Annotated in this window: 21 protein-coding genes, 1 pseudogene and 1 riboswitch; of the genes and pseudogenes, 4 read left to right on the top strand and 18 right to left on the bottom strand. The window is 42.5% G+C overall.

Features of this window, described 5'->3' with window-relative positions; translation table 11 throughout:
- Positions 1–6 precede the first annotated feature (6 nt).
- Both BLR65_RS20535 and thiT read left to right on the top strand, forming a co-directional pair.
- Positions 7–723, top strand: a complete 717-nt coding sequence (locus tag BLR65_RS20535; protein WP_093796052.1) for a thiamine diphosphokinase — start codon at positions 7–9, stop codon at positions 721–723.
- A 71-nt stretch (positions 724–794) separates the two neighbouring features.
- Positions 795–899: riboswitch (TPP riboswitch) on the top strand.
- 59 nt (positions 900–958) lie between these two features.
- Complete coding sequence (thiT, locus tag BLR65_RS20530) at positions 959–1,621, top strand: energy-coupled thiamine transporter ThiT (protein ID WP_093796051.1); 663 nt, start codon at positions 959–961, stop codon at positions 1,619–1,621.
- 119 nt (positions 1,622–1,740) lie between these two features.
- Here thiT and BLR65_RS20525 read toward each other — a convergent pair whose 3' ends face one another.
- Positions 1,741–2,913, bottom strand: a complete 1,173-nt coding sequence (locus tag BLR65_RS20525; protein ID WP_093796050.1) for an MFS transporter — start codon at positions 2,911–2,913, stop codon at positions 1,741–1,743.
- Positions 2,914–3,308: 395 nt separating this feature from the next.
- Between BLR65_RS20525 and BLR65_RS20520 the strand changes: the two genes are divergently transcribed.
- Positions 3,309–4,145 (top strand): CAP domain-containing protein, encoded by an 837-nt coding sequence (locus tag BLR65_RS20520; protein WP_245692950.1) that lies wholly within the window; start codon positions 3,309–3,311, stop codon positions 4,143–4,145.
- A gap of 654 nt (positions 4,146–4,799) precedes the next feature.
- Positions 4,800–5,282: a PAS domain-containing protein gene (locus BLR65_RS20515; RefSeq protein ID WP_093796049.1), complete on the top strand. Its 483-nt coding sequence runs from the start codon at positions 4,800–4,802 to the stop codon at positions 5,280–5,282.
- A 21-nt stretch (positions 5,283–5,303) separates the two neighbouring features.
- On the opposite strand, the gene rbsD is transcribed toward BLR65_RS20515, so the two are convergent.
- The 17 genes and pseudogenes from rbsD to BLR65_RS20435 all read right to left on the bottom strand — a co-directional run bounded on the left by rbsD (position 5,304) and on the right by BLR65_RS20435 (position 21,850).
- Positions 5,304–5,798 (bottom strand): D-ribose pyranase, encoded by a 495-nt coding sequence (rbsD, locus tag BLR65_RS20510; protein ID WP_093796048.1) that lies wholly within the window; start codon positions 5,796–5,798, stop codon positions 5,304–5,306.
- Positions 5,799–5,821: 23 nt separating this feature from the next.
- Positions 5,822–6,742 (bottom strand): ribokinase, encoded by a 921-nt coding sequence (locus BLR65_RS20505; protein WP_093796047.1) that lies wholly within the window; start codon positions 6,740–6,742, stop codon positions 5,822–5,824.
- A 51-nt stretch (positions 6,743–6,793) separates the two neighbouring features.
- Positions 6,794–7,492 carry a deoxyribose-phosphate aldolase gene (gene deoC / locus BLR65_RS20500; RefSeq protein ID WP_093796046.1) on the bottom strand — a complete coding sequence of 233 codons (699 nt, stop codon included), beginning with the start codon at positions 7,490–7,492 and terminating at the stop codon, positions 6,794–6,796.
- A gap of 182 nt (positions 7,493–7,674) precedes the next feature.
- Entirely contained in the window at positions 7,675–8,577 is a 903-nt protein-coding gene (locus BLR65_RS20495) for a sugar phosphate isomerase/epimerase family protein (protein ID WP_093796045.1), read from the bottom strand.
- Between the two features lies 1 nt (position 8,578).
- On the bottom strand, positions 8,579–9,679 hold the full coding sequence (locus tag BLR65_RS20490) for a Gfo/Idh/MocA family protein (protein ID WP_093796044.1): 1,101 nt from the start codon (positions 9,677–9,679) through the stop codon (positions 8,579–8,581).
- Positions 9,680–10,078: 399 nt separating this feature from the next.
- Positions 10,079–12,295: an extracellular solute-binding protein gene (locus tag BLR65_RS20485; protein WP_169716840.1), complete on the bottom strand. Its 2,217-nt coding sequence runs from the start codon at positions 12,293–12,295 to the stop codon at positions 10,079–10,081.
- Between the two features lie 202 nt (positions 12,296–12,497).
- On the bottom strand, positions 12,498–12,707 hold the full coding sequence (locus BLR65_RS29190; RefSeq protein WP_143122623.1) for a hypothetical protein: 210 nt from the start codon (positions 12,705–12,707) through the stop codon (positions 12,498–12,500).
- A 542-nt stretch (positions 12,708–13,249) separates the two neighbouring features.
- Positions 13,250–13,612, bottom strand: coding sequence for a 4Fe-4S dicluster domain-containing protein (locus tag BLR65_RS20475; RefSeq protein WP_093796041.1), 363 nt, complete (start codon positions 13,610–13,612; stop codon positions 13,250–13,252).
- Entirely contained in the window at positions 13,590–15,917 is a 2,328-nt protein-coding gene (locus BLR65_RS20470) for a molybdopterin-dependent oxidoreductase (RefSeq protein WP_093796040.1), read from the bottom strand. Before BLR65_RS20470 ends, BLR65_RS20475 begins: the two co-directional genes overlap by 23 nt.
- Before the next feature lie 694 nt (positions 15,918–16,611).
- Positions 16,612–18,714: a sigma-54 interaction domain-containing protein gene (locus BLR65_RS20465; RefSeq protein WP_093796080.1), complete on the bottom strand. Its 2,103-nt coding sequence runs from the start codon at positions 18,712–18,714 to the stop codon at positions 16,612–16,614.
- 221 nt (positions 18,715–18,935) lie between these two features.
- Positions 18,936–19,253: a type II toxin-antitoxin system RelE/ParE family toxin gene (locus BLR65_RS20460; RefSeq protein WP_093796039.1), complete on the bottom strand. Its 318-nt coding sequence runs from the start codon at positions 19,251–19,253 to the stop codon at positions 18,936–18,938.
- Positions 19,237–19,524 (bottom strand): type II toxin-antitoxin system Phd/YefM family antitoxin, encoded by a 288-nt coding sequence (locus BLR65_RS20455; RefSeq protein WP_093796038.1) that lies wholly within the window; start codon positions 19,522–19,524, stop codon positions 19,237–19,239. Before BLR65_RS20455 ends, BLR65_RS20460 begins: the two co-directional genes overlap by 17 nt.
- Positions 19,525–19,843: 319 nt before the next feature.
- A complete protein-coding gene (locus BLR65_RS20450; protein WP_093796037.1) occupies positions 19,844–20,236 on the bottom strand; it encodes a GerW family sporulation protein in 393 nt (130 codons plus the stop codon).
- Positions 20,226–20,828: a hypothetical protein gene (locus BLR65_RS20445; protein ID WP_093796036.1), complete on the bottom strand. Its 603-nt coding sequence runs from the start codon at positions 20,826–20,828 to the stop codon at positions 20,226–20,228. The genes BLR65_RS20450 and BLR65_RS20445 overlap by 11 nt, the downstream gene beginning before the upstream one ends.
- Positions 20,825–21,151 (bottom strand): hypothetical protein, encoded by a 327-nt coding sequence (locus tag BLR65_RS20440; protein WP_245692949.1) that lies wholly within the window; start codon positions 21,149–21,151, stop codon positions 20,825–20,827. Before BLR65_RS20440 ends, BLR65_RS20445 begins: the two co-directional genes overlap by 4 nt.
- Positions 21,152–21,175: 24 nt before the next feature.
- Positions 21,176–21,268, bottom strand: a pseudogene (locus BLR65_RS31855) (hypothetical protein); the annotation flags it as partial.
- A gap of 6 nt (positions 21,269–21,274) precedes the next feature.
- On the bottom strand, positions 21,275–21,850 hold the full coding sequence (locus BLR65_RS20435; RefSeq protein WP_093796034.1) for an RNA polymerase sigma factor: 576 nt from the start codon (positions 21,848–21,850) through the stop codon (positions 21,275–21,277).
- Between the last annotated feature and the right edge of the window lie 414 nt (positions 21,851–22,264).

Below are 22,264 nucleotides of genomic sequence, written 5' to 3'. Positions count from 1 at the left end.
TACAATATGGGACATAGTTTAACGCTGCCGCAAGTTACGCTTTTATTTGCGAACCTTCTGCCCGCGGCAACGCTGCTGATGACTGCCGGTGGCAGACCGCCGGCAAATAAATGGTTTGTGAAAATAGCAAAAGGGTTACCTGTATGGTGTATTGACAGTGGCATCCAGATCTGCCGGCAAACCGCTATAGCACCGGAACGGATCATTGGTGATGGCGACAGCGCCAGTCCGGAAGCCTGGGATTGGGGGAAGAGTCTGGGCGTTCCGGTTGAAGTTTACCCTGTGGATAAAGATTATACCGATCTTCAGCTTGCTTTGCTTCGAACGAAAGAAATATTCAGCACGGCTACCGTGATTGTCTCCGGTGTATGGGGAGGGCGGTTTGACCACGCCTTCAGCAACATCCAATCCTTAGCCGGTTGGGAATCTCCTGGCTTTAAAGGCATTGCCGCCGATGAATCTGAAGTCTTGTTTTTCTTATCAGGACAAGATGCCGTGAGGATAAACGCTGCTATAATGCCTGACATTGTATCCTTGATTTCCCTGTCAACCTGTTGTTTAGGTGTTACCATTGGCGGTGTGCGCTGGCCTTTAGAAAAAGCCACACTTAAACGCGACTTGCCCTATGCAATTAGTAATCAACCGGTAAGCGGTTGCCGGGAAGTATCGGTGTCAGTAGAGCAAGGCTTATTAGGAGTTTATTTGCAATGGCATGATCAATAAGAACAATACTTACAAAACTTATAAATTACTTGTCGAGTAAACAAAACAGTGTTATAGTGGAATAAAATACCATAATGTGCTAGGGGTGCCTGCGGGCTGAGAGATGGAATCCGTATTTCATTAACCCTTAACCTGATCTGGATAATGCCAGCGTAGGGAAGTGACTTTGAGCAATAGAGAAAAGCCGCAGTCCTACCAAGGGCTGCGGCTTACATTTTCAAATGGAGGTTAGAGTATGAAAGGTAACCTGGTGGACAACCTATCAATGATTGCAGCCAACCCAACTACACTATTGACTCTGGGGGGAGTCATATTATTAGTCATAGCGTTGCTGCGGATGAAGAAGGTCACCTTCAACGCCAGAATGATGGCTCATATTGGACTTGCACTTGCCCTGGCCGTCATCCTGCACACGTTAAAACTATACCATATGCCGCAGGGAGGCAGCATAACTCTTGGCGGTATGATCCCCATACTGCTAATAGCGTTTTTTTACGGCCCGGAAGCCGGATTTCTCACCGGCTTTTTATTTGGTGTAATTAATCTGATCCAGGATCCCTATATTTTGCACCCGGTACAAGTGCTGTTTGATTATCCGTTACCGTTTATGGCTTTAGGCCTAGCAGGCTATTTCAAAGACCGGTATCTGGTGGGAACCGTCGTTGCTATTATAGGCCGCTTTATATTCCATTACATTTCCGGCATCGTGTTTTTTGCCAGCTATGCGCCGTCAGGAGTATCGCCCTATCTATATTCCCTTCTCTTTAACGCAAGTTATCTAAGTGTGGAATGCATTGTTTGCGTAGTGATCATGCGTATGCTGCCAGTTGAACGAATTGAAATGACTATTAGGCGGCAGGCACAACGCAGCCACAATTTTAAAGACAACAAAATCTAAATAAAAACCACCCGTTGCCCAATGGATCTTTACAACTCATGAATTAATTATATAGAAAAAGGCGGTTGCTTACCTTGTTGGCAAACAACCGCTTTTTCTATTCTGCTAGTGAACCTATTCTAACATTTTTCCGGTTTGGGCAAGACGAACGAGCATAGTGCGGCCAGCACTGCAACCATTGTCAGAAGTTCCATCGTGGCTGTTAATCCATGACTGTCGGCAAACCGGCCAATCAGAGGAACAATCACGCCGCCTACGCTAAAGGAAAGCCCCAGCGTGACACCGGAAGCAAAACCGATGCTGCGTGCTAAATAAGATTGACCCAAAACAACCACTGAGCTAAATGGCGAAAACATGGCGAGCCCGATCGGCACCATTAATAAATACCCGATTGCCGCATTAGTGGTTTGCGATAAAAGTGCAACCATCGGCGCCAGAAGCACATAACTCATCCGAACAATTGTTAAATAGCCAAACTTGTCGGCCATCATTCCGCCGATTAAGGTAGTCACAACCCCAAGCGTAAAGAGCAACGTTAACGCCGAACCGGCCGCTGCTTCTGAAAGCCCCAAAACATCTACCCAATATAAAGGAATGAAACTCCTTAACCCACAAATAACAATGGAACTGCACACGATTAACAAAGTCAGACGCGCAAAGGCCTTCCAGTCATTCTTGCCGGCTTTCTCTTCCCCGCCGTTTTTTGTAGCTGCTATATGTTCTGAAACTGATGCCTGAGCAATTTCTGCTTTCATTTTGGGAACAAGCGCCATTAAAATCATAGCCATGATCAAGCCTACAAAACACAGTACTGTCGTGCCGCTCATCCCCAAAGCCGTAATCGAAGCTACCGCAATCATCGGACCAACAGCAAACCCGCTATTACCGCCAACGGAAAAAATACTTAATGCCGTTCCTCTTTTATTCCCGGAAACCTTGTTGACCATACGTGCTGCTTCCGGGTGGAAAATCGCACTGCCGATTCCGCTAAGCGTTATCACAGTAAAAATAGTCCAATAATCACTAAACAACCCTGCCATTCCCATCGTTACCCCAGACAGCAAAACTCCCAATGACATATACCATGACCGTGATTTACGGTCTGCCAGCCAGCCAAATGCCGGTTGTACGACTGACGATAAAAAACAGGAAGCAAACATGAGCCCTGCTACCGAACTATAATCCATTCCATACTGCGAAACAAAAAAAGGCAAAATCGCCGGTAATGCTCCAATAGTAATATCGTTAGATAAATGTGCCAATGCTAATAGATAAATATATTTTTGATTCAACTCATAGCCACCCTTTATAAATTTGTTTTCTTTTTGAAATCCTATAACTCCTCGTTGCTGAAATATCCCCGTTATTTGTATTTGCCTGTTTTGTACAAAAGCATCAGATCCTTGCAACAAAAAAACCTAAACCCAAGTCTAGGTAATTAAAGCATCTGTATATGAATCTCGATCTGAAGCGGCGGATCTATATATTTATTATAATATAGAATACAAATTATTTCATAAATGATATTGATTAAAATTAGCACAATATTGATATTTTTAAAAATTAATGCTAATTATTTCATGATAAATTTTAATCTATTTTTAAAATTCACAGTATAATATATACCCATGCCATAACAATAATAACTTTACGGCATAATCGTTAATAATGAAAGGGAGGAAGCTATTTGAGGAAGCCTATAAGCAAAGCAGTTGGGGGATTAGTAGGAACAATTTTCGGGTTGTACGCCATGGCCGTTCCCCTGGCAACACCGGCCTATGCACAAGTGAACAACGGGTATTACAATAGCAACCAAACCGATACCAGCAGAAACCAAGATCCCGTCGAGGTTGTTAAAGCGGCAGCAAGTCGCCTCGGATTCAATGCAGCCTCTGACAAATTTGCTTTAACCAGCAAAAACTCGACAACAGCCGTTGTCAGCGTAATTCATAACGGTACTACGTATAAAGTAACCCTGCAAGCTAGAGGCAAAAATAATTCATGGATTATTGCTTCCGTTAAAGCGGTTAAGAGTGGCAACAAACCTACGAATGGAAATAATAACACCCCTTCTCAAGACCCTACTGGCACTGGTTCAACAACTACAACTACCACTACCACTAATTCCAATTCTAACAACGTAACGGCACTCGAACAACAAGCTGTGGACCTATTAAATGCTGATCGTAAAGCCAATGGCTTGCCTGCTTTACAAGCAGACTCCCGCGTAACCACACTAGCGCGAAATTATGCCCAAGACATGATCAACCGTAACTATTTCTCCCATTACAATCCCGAAGGGCAATCTCCTTTTGATCGTTTAAAGCAAGCCGGAATATCCTATAGCGCCGCTGGCGAAAACATTGCCGTCAACCAAAGTATTGAAAAAGCAGAAACTGCTTTTATGAACAGTTCAGGACACCGCGCCAATATCTTAAACTCGTCCTACACCAAAGTGGGCATTGGCGTTGCCTATGATAAAAGCGGCAATATCTATATTGTACAGGACTTTATTAAGCCATAAACAGTAAGTTGAGGATCTGGTCTAACTACCTAGAGACCAGATCCTCAACTATGTCCAAGCAACTCATAATAATAGAGGGAGGATTGTTTATTTATTGACTTTTTCAGTGGTTTCGAACGTCCCTTTGCTTCTTTTAACGTAACCGTCAAAGCAAAACCACCTGGCGTACTATAAAAATAAGAGTGGAATAATCCAAACATACGTTTTATTCATTTTACTTGCATTTCCGGTATAAAGAGCTATAATTAGAAATAGGTGGAAATTAAAAGTCGCCGTGTCCTGAAAGTGCTGGTAACACTTTCAGGCACGAGCAGGTGGTTAGGCACCTACACGTAACAGTTAACTGTCCACGACGACACTATTATTATACCGTGTTGCCGCTTGGGATACAAGCATGGCCAGCCGGTTAGAAAAGTGTATGTCCGGGGGCGGAGCTGTGCGGCTGCGCGCAATATCTGCATAAGGTAACAGGCGGTCAACGGATTTTTGATCAAAAGCGCCTGATTACAGATAGAAGCAAGCGATAGGGCAAGCGCATGTGTAGGTTGAAAGACCTGCCATGCGCTTTTAATTTCCTCCCAAACCGGGTTGGGCCGCAGGTTCCCCCCACAGGGGAATCTGCGGTTACAGCCTGAATCGAGGGAGGGACTTTCTATGCGTTTGCGGCTGCCCTGTATGAATCGGGTAGGCCTTATTCATGATATTACCCAGTGTCTGGCCAAACGGCAGATCAATATTGTTTCGCTGGAAGTCGAGCAGGGTAATGTATTTCTCGAGTGTCCCTATCTGGAACAGGAGCGAGAAGCAGCTTTACTTCATGCCCTGCGGAAAATTGGCGGCGTGTATCGGGTGGAAGCCATCGCGTTGATGCCGTCTAAGGAACGGACCGAGCAGTTGAATGCCATCCTGGGGTCGGTACAGGATGGCATTCTGACCGTCAATCAGGATTATCTGCTGACGCAGTGCAATCTGGCGGCTGTCCGTATCTTGCGGTTATCCCTGGCTTCCGTCATGGGACAACCCATCGACGACAGTTTGGCCGGTAATTTGTTTGTCCAGGAAACCCTGCGTACCGGAAAATCCTTTCGCAAAAAAGGTATTTGCACCGTCGACCGAAGCCAGGAAATGCGGAAATAACCATACGACAAGGAAATTCATTTAGATTTCCGGCACCTCATTATTTTCAATTCGCTTGCGGCGTTCGACATAGGCCGGTAATATCTTCACATCTGGCTCGGTAAACCAGGCAAAGGGATCGGTGCTTGCAACTAACGCAAAATTTCCCCAGGCGCTTAAGGAACCGGAACGGATAATGACCTTGGCCCGCTTTGCGTAGTTTTCGCAGAGTTCTTCATGGGTTGTTCCTCTAAAAACCGCGCCCGACCCTGTATAAATTTCCTGCACTTTTTTATATAAAGACGGAAAATGTGTCTTAACCTCTGCCGCAAAATGCACTTCTTCAACGAAAATTTCCTGACGAAGCACTTGCAAAATATCACAGACATCCGGATGACCGGCATAAAACCCAAGGTCTATACGATTGGCGCCTGCCGGAATAGGAAACCCCGCATCCGTTACCATAATAATATCCGTGTGTCCGCAAGTCGCAAGTGCTTTTGCCAATTCAGGATGTAAAATTTGGTTCGGTTTCATAAATCAAAACCCCTTTCGTATCATTATGATTGTTTTTTTATGAAGGACTCTACTTCTGCCGCCGTATGATAAGACGGCACCGTTTCCCATTTGGTGCAGCAAAGTCCTGCAACCGCATTGGCGTACGCCACAGCGTCTGTTAAATTTTTCCTCGCCGCCAACCCGACGCATAACGCCGCGTTGAACGAATCCCCGGCGCCATTACTGTCAACAACGTCAATTTTATAGCAATCTACATGCCTGCTTGCTTCACTGCTATGAATATCCACGCCGTTGCCGCCAAGTGTCATAATCACTTTACCGCAGCCTGTTTTTAAGAGTATTTCCGCCACTTCCCGGTGTGTCATCGCCACTTCCGGGCGTTCCCCGATGGCCACCCGTGCTTCCGTTTCGTTGGGCGTGATCATATCAACAAAACTTAAATCATATCTGCTCAAATCAATCGCCGGTGCAGGATTTAAAACCGTTGTCTTGCCCATTTTTTTTGCTCTTTTTAAAGCATACAAGGCCGTATCAACAGGGATCTCCAACTGGGCAAGCACTATATCGGCCGCTTCCATTAAGGCGCTATGCTTATCGATATCGTCCGGGCCGAAAAGTTCATTTGCGCCTTTATCCACAACAATCACGTTTTGTGCCTGTTTATCCTTGACAATGAAACCAACACCGGTTGGTTTTTCCGTTGTCACCCTGATGCCGTCAGTCGTTACCCCCTCCGCTTTCATCAACCGGATAAATTCCGTGCCGAAATTATCCTCGCCGACAACACCAATGTAATTTACCGTCGCCCTTAGGCGCGCTGCCTGCACCGCCATGTCGGAACCCTTGCCGCCATAGGTTTCACGATAATCATAGCCAAGCAAAGTTTCTCCGACCAGAGGAATCCGGTCGACCGTCATAACCAGCGCTTTGGCGTAGCTGCCAATAATGCAAACCGTATTCATACCGCTTTCCCCCTTCAATTTGGCATCTGCCGCAAAGGCAGTGCCTGTTGATTAATAAGCGTTCGGATCGCCGGCCAACCCGTCGCAAATGGCCGGACCTGAACTTGTGCCGACCAGTTCTGCGCCGGCTGCAAACATGGCTTGCATTTTTTCCAGGGTATTTACTTTGCCGGATACTTTTACCCTGCAGGGCAGTTGAATATTTTCTTTCAAAATTTTTACATCCTCAACCGTTGCCGCACAACCGCCAACACCCCAGCCGCTGGATTGCTTTACCCAGTCAATGCCTGCTTCACAGGCAAGTTGAGCCGCTCTTACTTTTTGTTTTTCATTCAGGAAGCCGAATTCTAGCATGGACTTAACCACAATACCGGCCGCATGCGAAACTTCAACAATTTGTTTCATTTCCTCAAAATATTCTTTTTCCCTACCGCCGATTAACAAACCCGGATTAGGCGGAAAATCGAATTGATCCGGTTCTACTTTAACCAAGGCCTTCAGGGCCGCTAATTTCATTTCCAGCGTATCGTTTGCCTGGGGAAAATTCAACGTGGTTGCCACCTTTATACCCGTCCCTTTTAATACCTCTTTTGCTAAAGAAACATAGCAGGGAGCAATCATGGCCGCATCAAAATCATATTTTACACAAGTTTCCAGGTGCTTTAGCAAGCCTTCTTTGGTAAGGTTGGGATTTACATTGGTGTACTGTATTGCCTTTGCCACTTGCTTCTTATTGTCAAAATCAATCATTTTATTCGCTCCTTCACTATTCTTCAAAACATTCATTTATTTGTTTCATGAAACGTTTCATAATGTGGGAAAAATATTTCCCAATTAAAAATTAATTGGGTTAATCATTTTGAGAAGAATATACATCATTTCCATTTCGCCGGACAGCAATTAACATACCCGGCTTAGGCGAATCAGCTAATTCAGCAGCCCACTTTCTTCAGCTTGGCGTCCAGAAAAGCTTTGGCCCGTGGTACGTCCGATTCATCCAGGTGTTCAATGATAATGGGGATATTGGAATGCAACGCGGACAAGCGTTTTAAATACAAATCATAGTTCAGTATGCCAAGTCCGGGAGCCGGCAGTTCAACTGCGCCCGCGCCGCGGAAAGTGTGAGACTCCGAGGCGTCAATGTTGGCATGTTTTTCGCCGACGTCCTCGGCTTTTTTGCAGTCCTTGGCATGGGCGATTTTGATCTTATCCCCCAGAGCGTTGAAGATGCGGTTTAGTTCTCCGTCGACTTTGCCAATATTGTGATCAGAAAAATAGTTGGTCGGGTCCATTAACAGTCCCAGCCCGGGGTGGTTAACTTCGGCAAACAGCCTGAGCACCTGCTCAACCGAGCCGATCACGTTATTGACATAGTTTTCGACCAGAAACTCCGCACCGTTGTCATAAGCGTATTGCGCCAGTTCTTTAATGGTGGCGCTTACTTCCGCAAATGCCTCCTCCGTGCCGTTCTTGGGGTCATACACCCAGTCGCTTTCCTGGTTATATGTGCCGGTCTCACTGATTACATACGGCGTCCCCAGGTCTCTGGCAAACTTTAACAGTGTTTTTAAATAGTTGAGATTTTGCTGTCTTTTAGCCGGATTGGGATGAATGATGTTGGTATAGCCTGAAATCGCTACAATCGGCAAATTGGCGTCACGGAAGGCATCACGAATGACATGGCATTTTTCCTTATTGAGCGCATCAGAGCTCAAATCCATCCCCTTAAAAGAAAGGTCCAATTGAACGCAGTTAAAACCCAGGCTTTTGATCTTTTTGATTGATTCCTCCAGAGTATAAGGGAAGTACCCATTAAAAATACCAACCGCTATCATTTTACTCTACCTCCTTGAATGTCTCGGAAAACCGGACAGTCCGGCCTTCCTGAATGGATAAATAACAGGCGTCGATCGCCGCCATAGTCTTTAAATTATCTCGCCCGCTGATTTCCGGCTCGCGGTCTTCTTCGATGGCGCATAATAGCTGGGCCATCGTGCCCTTAAAGGCATCCGGAAACCAGACGGAATTCCATTTGGGCCGAAACCATTGATTGGGCGCCTGTTTTGTCGTAAACTCCAGTGTGCTTGGCGTTCTTTCCGGATAGGAAGGCCAGCCGATGCTGCCTTGGGCCATTCCCTCGGTTCCTTCCACCCGCCACTTAATATAGATATCCTTTTCGGCTCCTTCACCGGGCCAAGCCCAAACATCGTCCAGGCTTGTCGCCATCAGATCATTCTGATAACGGAAGGTATACTGGCTGATCCCGTCAATGTGAGTAAATTGGGTCCGCGGATCTTTTCTGGTAACTGCCGTGATTTTTTCGGGATCACCGAACAGATAGCGGAAGATGTCAACATGATGGATCCCCATGTTTAAAATTTCAATCCGGTCATATTTTTTCAAAAAGTCCTGCCAGTGCGGTATAGCCCGCATTTCAATGGTAGCAAGAACAACTTCGCCAAGGTAATTCCGGCTCAGAATGGTTTTTAACGCCCGCATAGATTGGTCATAGCGCATATTGGAGTTTACGCCGATTTTTATTCCGGCATTGTCACACAATCTGACGATTTCAACGGCTTCTCTACTATTCATGGCCAGCGGTTTCTGACAAAGCACGCCTTTTATATGCCGGTGCTTCACCACTTCTTTGATGACTGCCAACTGTTTGTCCGGCGGTATGGCAATATCCAGCACCTCTACGTCTTGGTCGGCAATTAACTGCTGCCAGGAATTATACACCTTGGGTATGCCGAACTTTTCCGCAACCATTTTGCTTTCGGCAAGATCCAGCGACGTAATGGCATGCGGTTGAAAGCCTGCCTGCCGGTAGGATACCAAATGGCAATCCCGCATGATAAAACCGGCACCGATACAACCGATGTGAAAATCTTTCCTTTTAGGCAGTACCGGGTCAATATTGAGCTCCAAATCGATCATTTTACACACCTGCTCCTTTCGTCATTACATTTTACAAGTCAACGACTTAACCGGACTATCCTCCTCTCACTTTTTATCCTGCGAGAGCATAAATAATTCCAAGGTCTTAAAATAATGTTTCATGAATCGTTTCATTATCTATATAATAAACTAATTTTCCCAATATTTCAAGAGTTTTAGGAAAAAATTTTCTGTCAATATCCTATATACAACGCATTAAAGTTTTGCAGGTAGGTGGTGTGTTGGCAAAAGCGGAAGTCAAGCGCTAGCGCTGGAGCGTTGTCCATGCACCACCTACCTGAGTCTGCAAATTCTTTACCGCGGAACATATAAATCTGCTAACCACACAAAAAAAGATGCCTCCATTGTGGTGACAATGCGGCATCTGCCCGGAGTTTGCTATTTAGTAATTAAAGCGATCAGCCTTGTTTCCATTTGTGTCAGGGTGGTTTCCTCGTCTTGCTTGCCTGACAATAATTGATACAGCTCTCCGCCTATGATTTCATCGTAGATCCGTTTGTTCTTATGCTTGATGTTCAAACCCAGCGGTACATACCTTTTTTTGCTGACCTGATAACTTTCCAGCACCAGCGCCTTCCACGGGTACAGACTGTCAAGCTCTCCTCTGTGATAGAAGGGCTCGCGAGCCGTCGTCCCGCCGAGAAGCGAGTAGGGAATGGCGCTATTGCTGCCGCACGCCCACAGAATGTACTCCAGCGCTTTTTGCTTTTTCTCGCTGTGTTTATTGAGAGCCAGACTCCAGCCGCCCAAGACAGGGGCCTTGCCGGGTATTAAGCTATAGCCGACATTACCGGCGATGCCGGAAGCCGAATAATCATTCAACGCAACGGCATGAGAATCATACAAAACTGCCATCGCCACTTCACCCGTTTTGAAGTCAGCCACCACATCATCCCAGGAATTGTTGATTTTGGCCGGGCAGGCATACTTAAAGCTCTTGGTATAGCTTTTCAGCGCTGCCAGGGATTTCTCATTATTTATGACAACTTTGCCATTTTCGAATACATTGCTGTCATAAGCCCACAGCCGGTTCAGGAAGTCAATCACACTATAAATGGATTTTCCCTTTGCCAGGGATACTCCGTATTTGACTGGTGACTTTTCATTATACTCCTGCGTAAAGAATTCAGCGATTAGATTAAATTCAGCCCAGGTTGTCGGCGGCAGTAATTCCATGTTGTACTGCCGCTTGAACTGCCTCTTTAAGGTATGATCTTCAAACAAATCGTTCTTATAGAATAAAATCTGCGCTCCCGGCATGAACGGCAGTCCATACAACCGGTTGTTATATACACCATATTCATTAGTCAATCCATGGATCAAATCATCGAAATATTGTATTTGCGGCGAAATAAGATTGTCGATTCTCGCCACACTGTTTGTCTCAACAAAATCCTCAACCCAGGTTAAATCCATCATAAACCCGTCTATTGCCTGGTTCTGCTGTTGCAGCATCGTATAAAGCTCGTTTTCCAAATCAAAATATTCCATAAACCGGAATTGTACTTTTATTCCGGCCCTCTTTTCATATATTTTAGTCAACATCTTTAGCGCATGGGCAGCGGGAGAATCAAACATGCACATGGTAATCGTTTCCGTCCGGCCTGAAGGAATCACGCCGTCCCGCTCCAAAACCAGAGGCTGTGTTTCAACATACCGGGCTTCCAGTTTCGTCGTGATCGCTTCATGCAGGGCCGGCCGCTCCATCGCATCGATTAACTTTTCGACAACAGCTTCCCCGATCTTACTGCCGGATACTGCAATTGTACCAACAAAACTAGTTTCGTCCTCTATCCAGTTTTCCTCTTTGAACGCAACAATGGCTACATCCTTTTTATCCAGTATTTTCGCTGCTTTTCTCGCTCCTTTCGCCAGCAAATAGTTGCTGGTCACAAATGCCCGCAAATCACTATTATGGAAAAGCAGCTCGTATGCGGCTTTGAATCCGCCTTCCTGATGAAAATCGACAATTTTGACGTTATCTGTGCCCAACAGATGTTCTTGAAATAATTGCACCAAGCCATCTTTGGTCTCCAGTTCTCTTTCCAGTATCAGACCGGCCTGCCTGTAACCCAGTTCTTTCAGCCTCGCCAGGCTTTTGGCAAAGGCATCACGGTAGTCGATTGTCACCAAGTCGAATTCTTGTTCCGAGACAATTTCGTTGTCCAGAAATACGATCGGCATGTTTTCCGCCAGCAGTTTTTCGTAGTCGTGCTTTTCTTCCATGCAGGAGCTAACGATAATGCCATCTATTTTTTGTTCCAGAAAAAATTCGATACTTTGTTGTTCCAGAATCGGATTACTTTCACTGAGTTTGAGAATGATACTGTATCCTTTGTTTCGCAAACTCTTCTCAATTGCCTGCAGCATCGATACCAATCTCGGATGTTCCAAATTGGGGATGATTACCCCGACAATATTGGTCTTGGTATTTTTTAAACTGCGCGCTTTTGCGTCAGGCCGGTATCCCAACGCCTTTATTGCCTTTTCCACCCGCTCAGTTAGCTCTATATTTTCAGTTTTACCATTCAGGACATTGGATACCGTTCCTACCGACACTTTCGCAAGCTCAGCGACCTCTTTAATTGTTGCCATGTGTAACCCTTCCTTATACATATAACGATTCATGAATCAGTAAACTTGATTCTAACATTTCTTCCAGCGAAGTTCAAGTATAGTTTTTTCAAATTAGTATGAAGGCAACCATGAATACTAAACTGCGGCGGTACTGTCGGGTCTCCATCATCTATGGCATCAAAATCCCGGACTACCTCATAGGGGATTGCTTCTTTTTGTGTTACACTGTAAACAGATATACTTGGCTGTAGTTTGTCGTTGGCCTTAGGAGCAAAACATCTGGCGGCCATCCCAAATAGCAAACCGGGTTACAACCAACGCGATTGTTGGCTGTAAACCCGGTTATTGCTTCTTTTATAAAACCAAGGTTTTCTTCAATAGCCCCACCAACAAAGCCATCAGAATCATCACAGCTTTCCAGCAGGTCCATCAGTTCATGTATTACGCAAAGGGTAAGATCTAAGGCATGAAGGGTTTTGGAGCAAATTCAGATGGTATTTGCCGCAATCACAATATTGCAAACCATAACAGCAGCAGCCGATTGATGTGCACTGGACGTCAGTTCTTCACCGGAGGCCGCCAACTAAGTTGACTCAGATTAAACTTGTGTGACCAATTCCCGCAGGTTTTGATTCATATGAATAATACTACTGTTTATTAAGTAGTAAAACCCATTATATCGATGTCTTTGCGGAATTATCCGCAGAATCTTTTTGGGTTTCTTCTGGTTTATATCCACATTTTTTACACGATTTATTGTTTGGCGAATTAAATGTACCGCATTTGGGGCATCTTACTGGTCTAACAACACCTGATGGTCTAAAACACATATGATCAATTCTCCTTCATTAAAATTAAAAACATTTTGTAATTAAAATACATAATCTCGATAATACTTATTAAAATTTTTAATTAAGCAGGCCCCCTCCTTGAATGAGCAAGGCCTGCTTTTATTATCAAAAAACGATTTTTTTAAACAGGGGTAAACATAACCATCTTACTTTTATTAGCCATTTGTTCAGACAGTTCTTCTATTGTTCCATATGACATGACACCAGCCTGACAATGATGAACACAGGTGGGCAGTTTACCGGCGGCCACCCGTTCTTCGCATAAATTGCAAAGTGAGGTCGGTACAGGAATGTAATTGTATTCCCATTTATTTGCGTTTATTTTTCGTGGGCCGTCTTGACAAAGCTTGATCCCAAACTGACCATGGGGAAGGTTCAGTTCTTGTTTACACGCAACTTCACAACTATGGCAGCCAGTACAAAACTCGTAGTCAATTAATAATCCCTTGCGAGTTTTTGCATCATTTTTGCACGTTCCGGACATATCCAAAACCTCCCTGTTCTGTTATAATTTTTGTCGGCAATACCTGTTCGTTATCTTTAGTGACTTTATAAATTTTACAAATAGTATTTTTGTATGGAGACCCATAACCTGTCGGACCATTGATGCACTGTTGAGTAAGGTTGTTAATATTGGAATCAAATACTCCAAATAAGCTTGGTTCGGCGGGGTCTTTTTCCGGGAACCACCAAGCGTGTTCGGCACGAACTACTTTTGGATGGAGTGTCTCATTGTACTTTACAATTTGTTTACACCGGCCACGCATATTTTCAATCCAGACCCAGTCGCCTTCTTTAACTCCTAACTGAGCCGCAGTTTCAGGATGAATATCTACTAAAGGATTAGGGTGAAATTCACGCATTGTCGGAAGCTGGCGGTGTTCTGAATGGAAAAACTCCCAGGAACGGTGTCCGGTAGTAAGAACCAAGGGGTACTCTTTAAATGCTTCAGGGGTTGATACCGGACTTTCAGGAGGTTCTTTATACCAAGGTAGAGCATCCAGATCCCACATTTCAAATAGCGATATTTTAAATTCAAATTTTCCTGTAGTTGTTTCAAACCCTGGCTGACCATCTTCTCTTAGAAGACCCTTTTCGTATTTTTTATATGTATAACAGTAAGGATCAAAGTCATAAACCTTATTTTTTAGGTCAGCAAAACTAAAATCGCATTTACCATCAGTTTGCATATACCAATTGATCATATCTTCTTCAGTTTCCCAAGGGAAGGCTTTGGGATTGAGACGTTTACCTACTCCAAGAATTATTTCAATGTCTGTCTTGCACTCTTCGTACTGAGTAATCTTAGAAATAGCTCGGATAGGAGTCCACCACGAACGTACCCCATTGCGTTCGCAACTCATTGAACAAGGTAAAACCAAATCAGCCGCGGCAACTGCTGTTGGAGTCATAAAAACATCCACCACAACGTTGAAATCCATCTTTTTCATAGCATCATAAACTCTTGGCGCTTCAGATGCCATGCACGAAATGGGATTTGTACTCTGCAGCCAGAGCATTTTGACAGGATAAGGTTTTCCGGATTCCATTGCTTCCAACACGGAATCGCCGTGTGCGGAAGCATCCATATGATTCTGATGCATAGGCGATCTATCAAAACCAAGACGCTTTTCTTCCATTCCTGGTGCAAGATGCTCAATACCGCAATTATAATGTCTATCCAAATGATAGGCATTATGAACCATAATGTCGCCGCCAGGCACATCAATATTACCGGTTAGGGCACGCAAGTCGGAAATTGCATGTGCACAAGAAATTCCTGTAACAGCTTGGTCGACAGCCAGTCCCCACTGAATAGCTGCAGGTTTAGTAGTAGCATACAAACGAGCTGCCTGTACGATTAAGTCTTGGGGAATCCAGGTAATTTCCGCTACTTTTTCCGATGTCCAATCTTTAACCCTTTCAGCCAACTCTTCAAAGCCAAATGTCCATTTTTCCACAAATTCTTTATCATACAGTTTTTCTTGAATAATTATATTGATCATTGCCATGGCAAGCGCTGCATCTGTTCCCGGTCTAACCCGCAGCCATACATCCGCTCTAGAGGCAAGCCAAGTTAAACTAGGATCAACTACAATAAGTTTAGTACCCAGCCTCATGCAGTCAACAATCCAGTGACCAAGGAAATTATCTCCATTACTTATGATCGGATTATTTCCCCAAACGACGATACATCCTGGAACCTTCCATTCGGGATTTTGATAACGAAGCGGGTGTGTCTGAGAGCAGTCGACAATATTGAAGCCACCATTTTGAACATAGTTTGCTGCCGTACGAGGCAAATAGCAAGAATCACCACTTAAAAAGCCTAACGTAAAATTGGGACTCCCAAATGCGCCATAAGTCAAATAAGGTACTTCCCAGATAACATTGCGTCCAGTACCCTCCATTCCTATTATTGCTTCTGGCCCATATTCTTTTTGAATTTTACATACATTTTCGGCAACATAATCAAATGCCTCATCCCACGAAATACGCTCCCATTTATTTTCACCACGGGCGCCTTTTCGTTTGAGTGGCCATTTCAGACGGTCCTTATGATAAAGCGCTTCTTTCAAATTTAAGCAACGCATACACAACCGACCATTATTATATGGGTTATTAGGATCTCCCTCAATCTTTTCAACTTTACCGTTTTTTGTATAGAAAAGAACTCCGCATCCATTATGGCAACCAGGAGCAGACCATTGTGTATTACGGGTTACTGTATACTCACCTTCTTGCCATTGATATTCTTCTTTATAAACATCAGTATTGACAACAGCCATATTTTCCCCTCCTTGATAAATTAGTGTATAGCCATATACCAATATACGATAAATTGCTTATGTTACATATAGCATGTTCCACCTCTCCTTTCAGTAGTGTGTTATCCTGTACAAACATACTATATGTGCAAATACCATGCCAACAAAATTATTAATGTAATAAATGTTTAAAATAAGCAAATCATACCGTCCATTTTCTATCCCACTTTTAGTCGTTTTATTTCTTAACGAAACCCAAAGTTGAAACCCGCGAATTCAGCCTGAATAGGTTCACTATCTGACAAACTAACTATAAATTGGTAGTAAAGCAATACATTTCAATAGTAAGTTTGCTACCAATTTTTGTGTAACAATTAGCCAAATAAGAAATAATAGTTTAGTGGTATAGATGCTAAACTGATCTTTCGGTTTGTATTTTTTACAAAGAATATGTACTTTTTAGATTTTTTTCCATTATAAAGACTTGCATGATAAAGACAAAAGCCATATAAAGTATGCCTTCCGTTTCCACACACATAGCGCTAGTTTATTGTAGAATGCAAAATTTATGCACTCGACTAACTGAAGCCAATAAAATAAAAAAACAGCCCCCTTCTAAAAGAAAGAGACTGTTTGGTTCCTTGTTGACTTCGAGTTTTACACGACAATCAGGCAGCTACAGACTAACCATTTTATGAGCAGCTAAACAAATGAATTATTTTATTTTTATATGATATTCTTTAATTTTTTTATAAAATTTAGATTTGCTAATTCCTAATAGTTCTGACGCTTGAGCAATATTACTATTTGCGTGTAGAAGGGCATATTCCATTGCTGATTTTTCGTAATCTTTCATTTGCATTACTTTAGCTTCCATTTCATGGGCATCTGTTTTTTGAATAAATTTTAAAGGATTACTTGCCTGTATGATATTGGCAGGTAAGTTATCAATTGTGATTACTTCCCCAGGAGTAGTGCTAACCGCATAAATTAAGGTATTTTGCAATTGACGTATATTGCCGGGCCAAGGATATTCAGTGAATATTTTTTGTACAACAGGGCTTATCTTCGGGGCTCTACGTCCAATTTTTTTACAATATCGCTCAATAAAAAACTGGCTCAAAATACCGATATCTTCAACTCGTTCGCGTAAAGGCGGAAGATTTATTGTTAAGACTGACAGGCGAAAATAAAGGTCTTCGCGAAACAAATTTTCCTGCACTCTTTTGTATAAGTCTTTGTGGGTCGCGGCAATAAGCTTAAAATTGACTTTTTTATAGCGTTGACCTCCTACTCGCATGACTTGTCTGTCTTCCAAAGTCCTTAAAAGAACAGCTTGAAGCTCAAATGGCATATCTCCAATCTCATCAAGGAAAAGTGTGCCTCCATTAGCTAATTCGATTTTTCCTGGTCTACCGCCACGCTCAGCGCCAGTAAAACTACCACGTTCATACCCAAACAATTCACTTTCAATGAGTTCTCTTGGTATAGCTGCGCAATTTACAGCCATAAACGGTCCTTCTGGACAACGGGCATTATGGATAGATTGAGCAAAAAGCTCTTTACCTGTACCGCTTTCACCAATTATTAAAACATTTTCTGGTGACTCGGCAAAACGTCGTCCAAGTTCTATTGTTTTTTTTATTACATTACTTGCACCAACAATATTTTTAAAGCTATAACTGGCCGTCGCCCCAAATCGACTAGTTACTAGTGCATTGACTTTTTCAGCATAATTAAGTCTTAGAACGGCACCTTCTATGGTGGAAGATTTTTGGTTTAATACCGGCCATATATTTACCAAATATGTCTCTTCACCCCTATCAGTACATATTGTTTCCTCGATATTTACTACATTATTTCCACTTTCGACCAAAGTCATTAGTTGTGATTTATTTCCCAGAAAGTTACAGATATTTATATTTTTCCGTTCATCCAATCTTAGTTTTAATATCCGTTTGCCTTCATTATTAATATTAAGAATTTTACCTGTTCTATCAATAGTAATTATACCTTCGTCAACAGAGGCCAATGTGCCTTCCAACGTGCTATTAGCGACTGTTAGCTGATTATTTACTACTTCCAGATGCTTATTAACCATTTCAAGGTTATCATAACTTTTTTTTAGCTTGACCTGAGTCTCAACAGCTACAGCGATCGCAGTTATCAAACCAAGAGTATGCGAAAATAAATTATGTAAATGGTCACACTTATTTTTGGGGAGTATTTCCATCAATGGTTGGATCAAAACCAAGGATGCAAGAACTTCTCCTTTTTGATCCAAGATGGGCGCAGCAGAAGCTATACTATTTTGAAAAGCTTCATGATAATGTTCCGGTCCCCACAGCTGTATGGGATGTTTATAACGCATACTTAAACTATGAGCTGAAGTGCCTATGGTCTCTTCTGACCAGACTACGTATTTTCTGGTATCAGGATTTACAACAGAAGGGAATATTGACCATTCACCTTCTTGCAATAAAGTTACCCCACTCTTATCGTAAAGTTGCAGAACATACCCAGAAGTAATTACAATATCCTTGAAGGTATTAATGAGAGGCTTAGTAATTTCTATTAGCGAATGACTTTCAGTTAAAATTTTTTCAAGTTCCTGTGGACTTTTAAGCAGTGTGATCGTCGCAGAAGTTGGGTTTACCTTCATATTACGACACCTGATCCAAGATTCAGCTACTTCCGGTTTAATATAGGAAGAATTACGCAGAGTTGCAGCAGGATTTTGAAGATATTTTTGTCTACATTGTATTATTTCTTCCCATCTCTCTACAGACAAGCTGCATTCCTTGGGACCTGAACACATTACATTCACCGATAATCCCTTCCCTCTATCAACACTCCTATAAGAACCAGCGGAATACCGACCTCCTACCAGTCATTTTATTCTGCAATAAAAAGAGTTTCCAAACCGTAAATTCACGCTATTTATATTATTTTAAATTTTATGTTTCTCCAAAAGTAGTTAAATACCTGCCATTTTTTCTATTTTACACTAAATTCGAAATACGATTACAATTCTTACAACTATAATAACCAACCATAATCCTGACGGGTATCTACCACTGCATCTAGGTATACGGTAGTCTCTTTAATCTGATAGATTATGAGATATCTTTTTTCCAACAGAAGTTTTCGATATTTTCCTGCCGGAATCGACTGATCGATAAGCATGGGGTTCCGTTCCGGGAACTGCTCCAACGTCTTTACCTGCGCCTGAAAATCTTCAATAAGTCGCAAAGCTGCCTTCTCGCTGACCTGTGCCAAAAAGCGGGCATGCGCCACTAGCATTTGCGCCGCACCTTCGGAAACGATAACTGTATATTGATTACTTTCGTTGTCCATCCAGGACCTCCTGGACAGCCGCTTTCATCAAAGCAGCTACATTGTCGATAGAATAACCAGATTTTCCCTTCAACCTACCTTCCTCTGCGGCAATCAAGTCTTCTCTTAGCCGTAACATGCTCTCTCTTCTCGCAAACGCTTCAATATTCATGACCACGAGATCTCCCTCGCCGTTTTTAGTCAAGTAAACTGGTTCTCCTGAACGCTTGCACAGCTCAGATATCTCATTATAATTTTTCCGTATTGCAGCAGATGGCTTTATATTCATCATGCAAAACACCTCTTATAGCAGTAATATATGCTTATTATATGCTTATTCTACTACCAATAACCGTATTTGTCTACAATAGACCTATCTTTTTACTCGACAACCGCTTAACTCTACCGATATAGCAATAGCCAACATACCTGAAGACTCGAAGGGACGGTTTCAATGATGCAATCGGGAATAACTCACAATAACCATCCCTTTGATTCTCCCTGTAACCGTCCTTTCGATTGACCAAGATTGAAGAAGATCGCACCCCTTGGTACATCAGTACTCAAAAAGTGCGACCTTTCCTTTCATTTATAAAAATAAAGCAGAAAAGCTATTCTTCCATACTATCGTTTTTCCTTTCCGCATTGTTACCACAGTTAAACTTCGTGACTATCTCAGGAACCATATCAATCAATTTTTCAAAGCTGCCACCTTTTTTAACCGGCAGCATGTCTACTTTGTCGCCTCTAATCACCAATACAGCAGCCGGAGATATTTTTGCGCCGCCACCGCCACCGCCGCCAATTCCTTTACAGCCTTTTTCATCAGTACCATCCCCGCCGCCTGTACCGGCGCCGAAACACACATCAATCAGCGGCACCAAGGTAGTATCACCGATTTTGACAGGCTCGCCGACAACTGTCTTAGTTGAAATAAACTTTTCAAAGTTTGCGAAGATAGCATTGAGGTTTTCCTTAACAAAATTTTCAGAATTAGTGGACATAACTCTTTTCCCCCTTGTTTTTAATTAACTTTATTACTATATTTCTGACAGGTTGAGTTATCAGGAATTTAATAAACATGATAAGAACTATACCGCTTACCACTTCCCCTCTAATTTCCAGTTTTCCTTCGAGTATCTCCTCATCAAAGATTGGTTCGATAGTCACACCAGGCATATTTATCTGGGATAGCATACCTATAGCCATAGCCGTATTAAACGGATTATCCAGCCCTATTTTACCAGTAAGCACAAAAGTTTGCGGTTTTATGTGGTCTACCAGATCTTTGAAAAACTTGATGGCTTTTTTTAGAAATGCCTTATCCAATAAATATTTAAAATCAAAGTTTTTTTTTGGGGCCGCAGCAGCTTTATTTTTGCGTCTGAGAAAACTAATCTTCTTACATAGCAGCTTTATATAGTTGTTAAAACCCGCTTGGCTGTCATAGCTGTAACATACCTCTACAACCCAAAGCCAGCTTACTTTGATTTCGCCATAAGACCTTTCCTGCCTTTGTCCGATAATACAGTATTTTATTGGAGCAATAAGCAGCATAGCCAACAGCATAATAAGACTTATCGCCCCAATCATCATATAGAAAACCTCGTTTGCAGCTTTCTTAAACCGCCTTTTAACGCACTGCAAGATAGAGCAAGTACGGCTGATGGTGCTTTATTTAACCCTTGTTTTAGATAGCTTTGACCTTTTTTTACCCCGGGGATAAATTTTATAAAAGTACTGGCATTGGCAAAATTTTTTTTCTGCAAGTTTAGTATTTCAGTCAGGTTCATTGTGTCCTGATCGCCCGCAAACAGCTCAAAAAGTACTTTTTCTCTAACTTTTGCAATTTCCGCCGGTATTGGGGGGTTAGCTTTTTTTATTTCATCTAACTCATATAGCAAAAGTTTTAACTCCAAAAGTTCTCTTTTGCAACCATTGCAGGTTTTTAGGTGTTCTTCAATAACTTTTTTTTCCAGAAGATGTAACGTTCCCTCTAAATACGCCTGCAGTTGACTTGCACTAATACAGTTCATCCTTACTTACACCTCCCATACACCATATTTCTGCAATTTTTCACTAAGAATACTTCTGCCGCGATATAAGTAGGTTTTTATTGTACCGATGGGAACTGACATAGCCTTGCTGATTTCTTCATAGCTCATTCCGTTTATATGACGCAATATAACAGCCATTTTCATATTTGGCGGCAGTGCGGCAATTGCCTCTTCCAATACCTCTCTTGTCTGAGCTAGCATGACTGTATTTTCGATATTAACCGAATCGGCCAGCGCAGTTTCCATCATAGTGTTCTCGCAATTGACTGACTGTTCTAAAGAAACTGTAGTAATTTTTTTCCCTCGCAAATAATTAAGACAAGTATTCACCGTAATCCTCTTAATCCACGGTAAAAGCGGCTTTCCTTCTTCAAAATTGGCCATCCCCTTGTAGATTCCAATAAATACCTCCTGAAGCAAATCAAGAGCATCCTCCTTCGAATGTGTATAATGATAGCAAATCGTATAAATATAGCCCTCGTATTTCTGAAAGAGCGCATTATATCCTTCACGATTATTTTGCTTACATTGCTTTATAATCTTTCCTTCCAAAACTTGCATTGGCAATCGCTGCCTTTCAGAAAATCAATTATTTCCCGTATATAGTTTAATACACCAAACAGCGCAAAATGTTTCAACATAAATTAATTATTTTTCCTTTGCCTCTTTCTATCTTTTTTACATCAAACTTATTTAATAGTTCCTATAATATCAATCCTATGATCATAGCATTTGTATCGATGAAGGCCGCTAATCGGGAGGTCGGCTGACCCTTATTGGGTCAGCCGACCTCCCACAGAACTTATCCCGCAAAATCGTGCATCCCGATTATCGGCATCAAACCCTCATATAAAGCCCTTCTTTCATGATAATATCGGGATAATATTTAGCGACTCAGTCCATAAAGCTGCCTGATTAATTCCTCATCATCTTCCCATTCAAGATATGTGGTTTCTCCAGACACCAGCGGGTTCA

This window comes from Sporomusa acidovorans (assembly GCF_900101845.1).
GTDB classification, from domain to species: Bacteria; Bacillota; Negativicutes; order Sporomusales; family Sporomusaceae; genus Sporomusa; species Sporomusa acidovorans.
This window is presented reverse-complemented; position numbering and strand designations above follow the sequence as displayed.

Coding starts and splice junctions, on each gene's coding strand:
- BLR65_RS20485 (WP_169716840.1), bottom strand. CDS start 12,295: ATGGCAACAATTAAAGAGGTCGCTGAGCTTGCGAAAGTGTCGGTAGGA.
- rbsD (WP_093796048.1), bottom strand. CDS start 5,798: ATGAAACCGAACCAAATTTTACATCCTGAATTGGCAAAAGCACTTGCG.
- BLR65_RS20515 (WP_093796049.1), top strand. CDS start 4,800: ATGCGTTTGCGGCTGCCCTGTATGAATCGGGTAGGCCTTATTCATGAT.
- BLR65_RS20455 (WP_093796038.1), bottom strand. CDS start 19,524: ATGATGAATATAAAGCCATCTGCTGCAATACGGAAAAATTATAATGAG.
- BLR65_RS20460 (WP_093796039.1), bottom strand. CDS start 19,253: ATGGACAACGAAAGTAATCAATATACAGTTATCGTTTCCGAAGGTGCG.
- BLR65_RS29190 (WP_143122623.1), bottom strand. CDS start 12,707: ATGGACCTGCTGGAAAGCTGTGATGATTCTGATGGCTTTGTTGGTGGG.
- BLR65_RS20505 (WP_093796047.1), bottom strand. CDS start 6,742: ATGAATACGGTTTGCATTATTGGCAGCTACGCCAAAGCGCTGGTTATG.
- BLR65_RS20445 (WP_093796036.1), bottom strand. CDS start 20,828: ATGATGATTGGGGCGATAAGTCTTATTATGCTGTTGGCTATGCTGCTT.
- BLR65_RS20465 (WP_093796080.1), bottom strand. CDS start 18,714: ATGTGTTCAGGTCCCAAGGAATGCAGCTTGTCTGTAGAGAGATGGGAA.
- BLR65_RS20470 (WP_093796040.1), bottom strand. CDS start 15,917: ATGGCTGTTGTCAATACTGATGTTTATAAAGAAGAATATCAATGGCAA.
- BLR65_RS20475 (WP_093796041.1), bottom strand. CDS start 13,612: ATGTCCGGAACGTGCAAAAATGATGCAAAAACTCGCAAGGGATTATTA.
- deoC (WP_093796046.1), bottom strand. CDS start 7,492: ATGATTGATTTTGACAATAAGAAGCAAGTGGCAAAGGCAATACAGTAC.
- BLR65_RS20495 (WP_093796045.1), bottom strand. CDS start 8,577: ATGATAGCGGTTGGTATTTTTAATGGGTACTTCCCTTATACTCTGGAG.
- BLR65_RS20450 (WP_093796037.1), bottom strand. CDS start 20,236: ATGTCCACTAATTCTGAAAATTTTGTTAAGGAAAACCTCAATGCTATC.
- BLR65_RS20490 (WP_093796044.1), bottom strand. CDS start 9,679: ATGATCGATTTGGAGCTCAATATTGACCCGGTACTGCCTAAAAGGAAA.
- thiT (WP_093796051.1), top strand. CDS start 959: ATGAAAGGTAACCTGGTGGACAACCTATCAATGATTGCAGCCAACCCA.
- BLR65_RS20435 (WP_093796034.1), bottom strand. CDS start 21,850: ATGCAAGTTTTGGAAGGAAAGATTATAAAGCAATGTAAGCAAAATAAT.
- BLR65_RS20535 (WP_093796052.1), top strand. CDS start 7: ATGGGACATAGTTTAACGCTGCCGCAAGTTACGCTTTTATTTGCGAAC.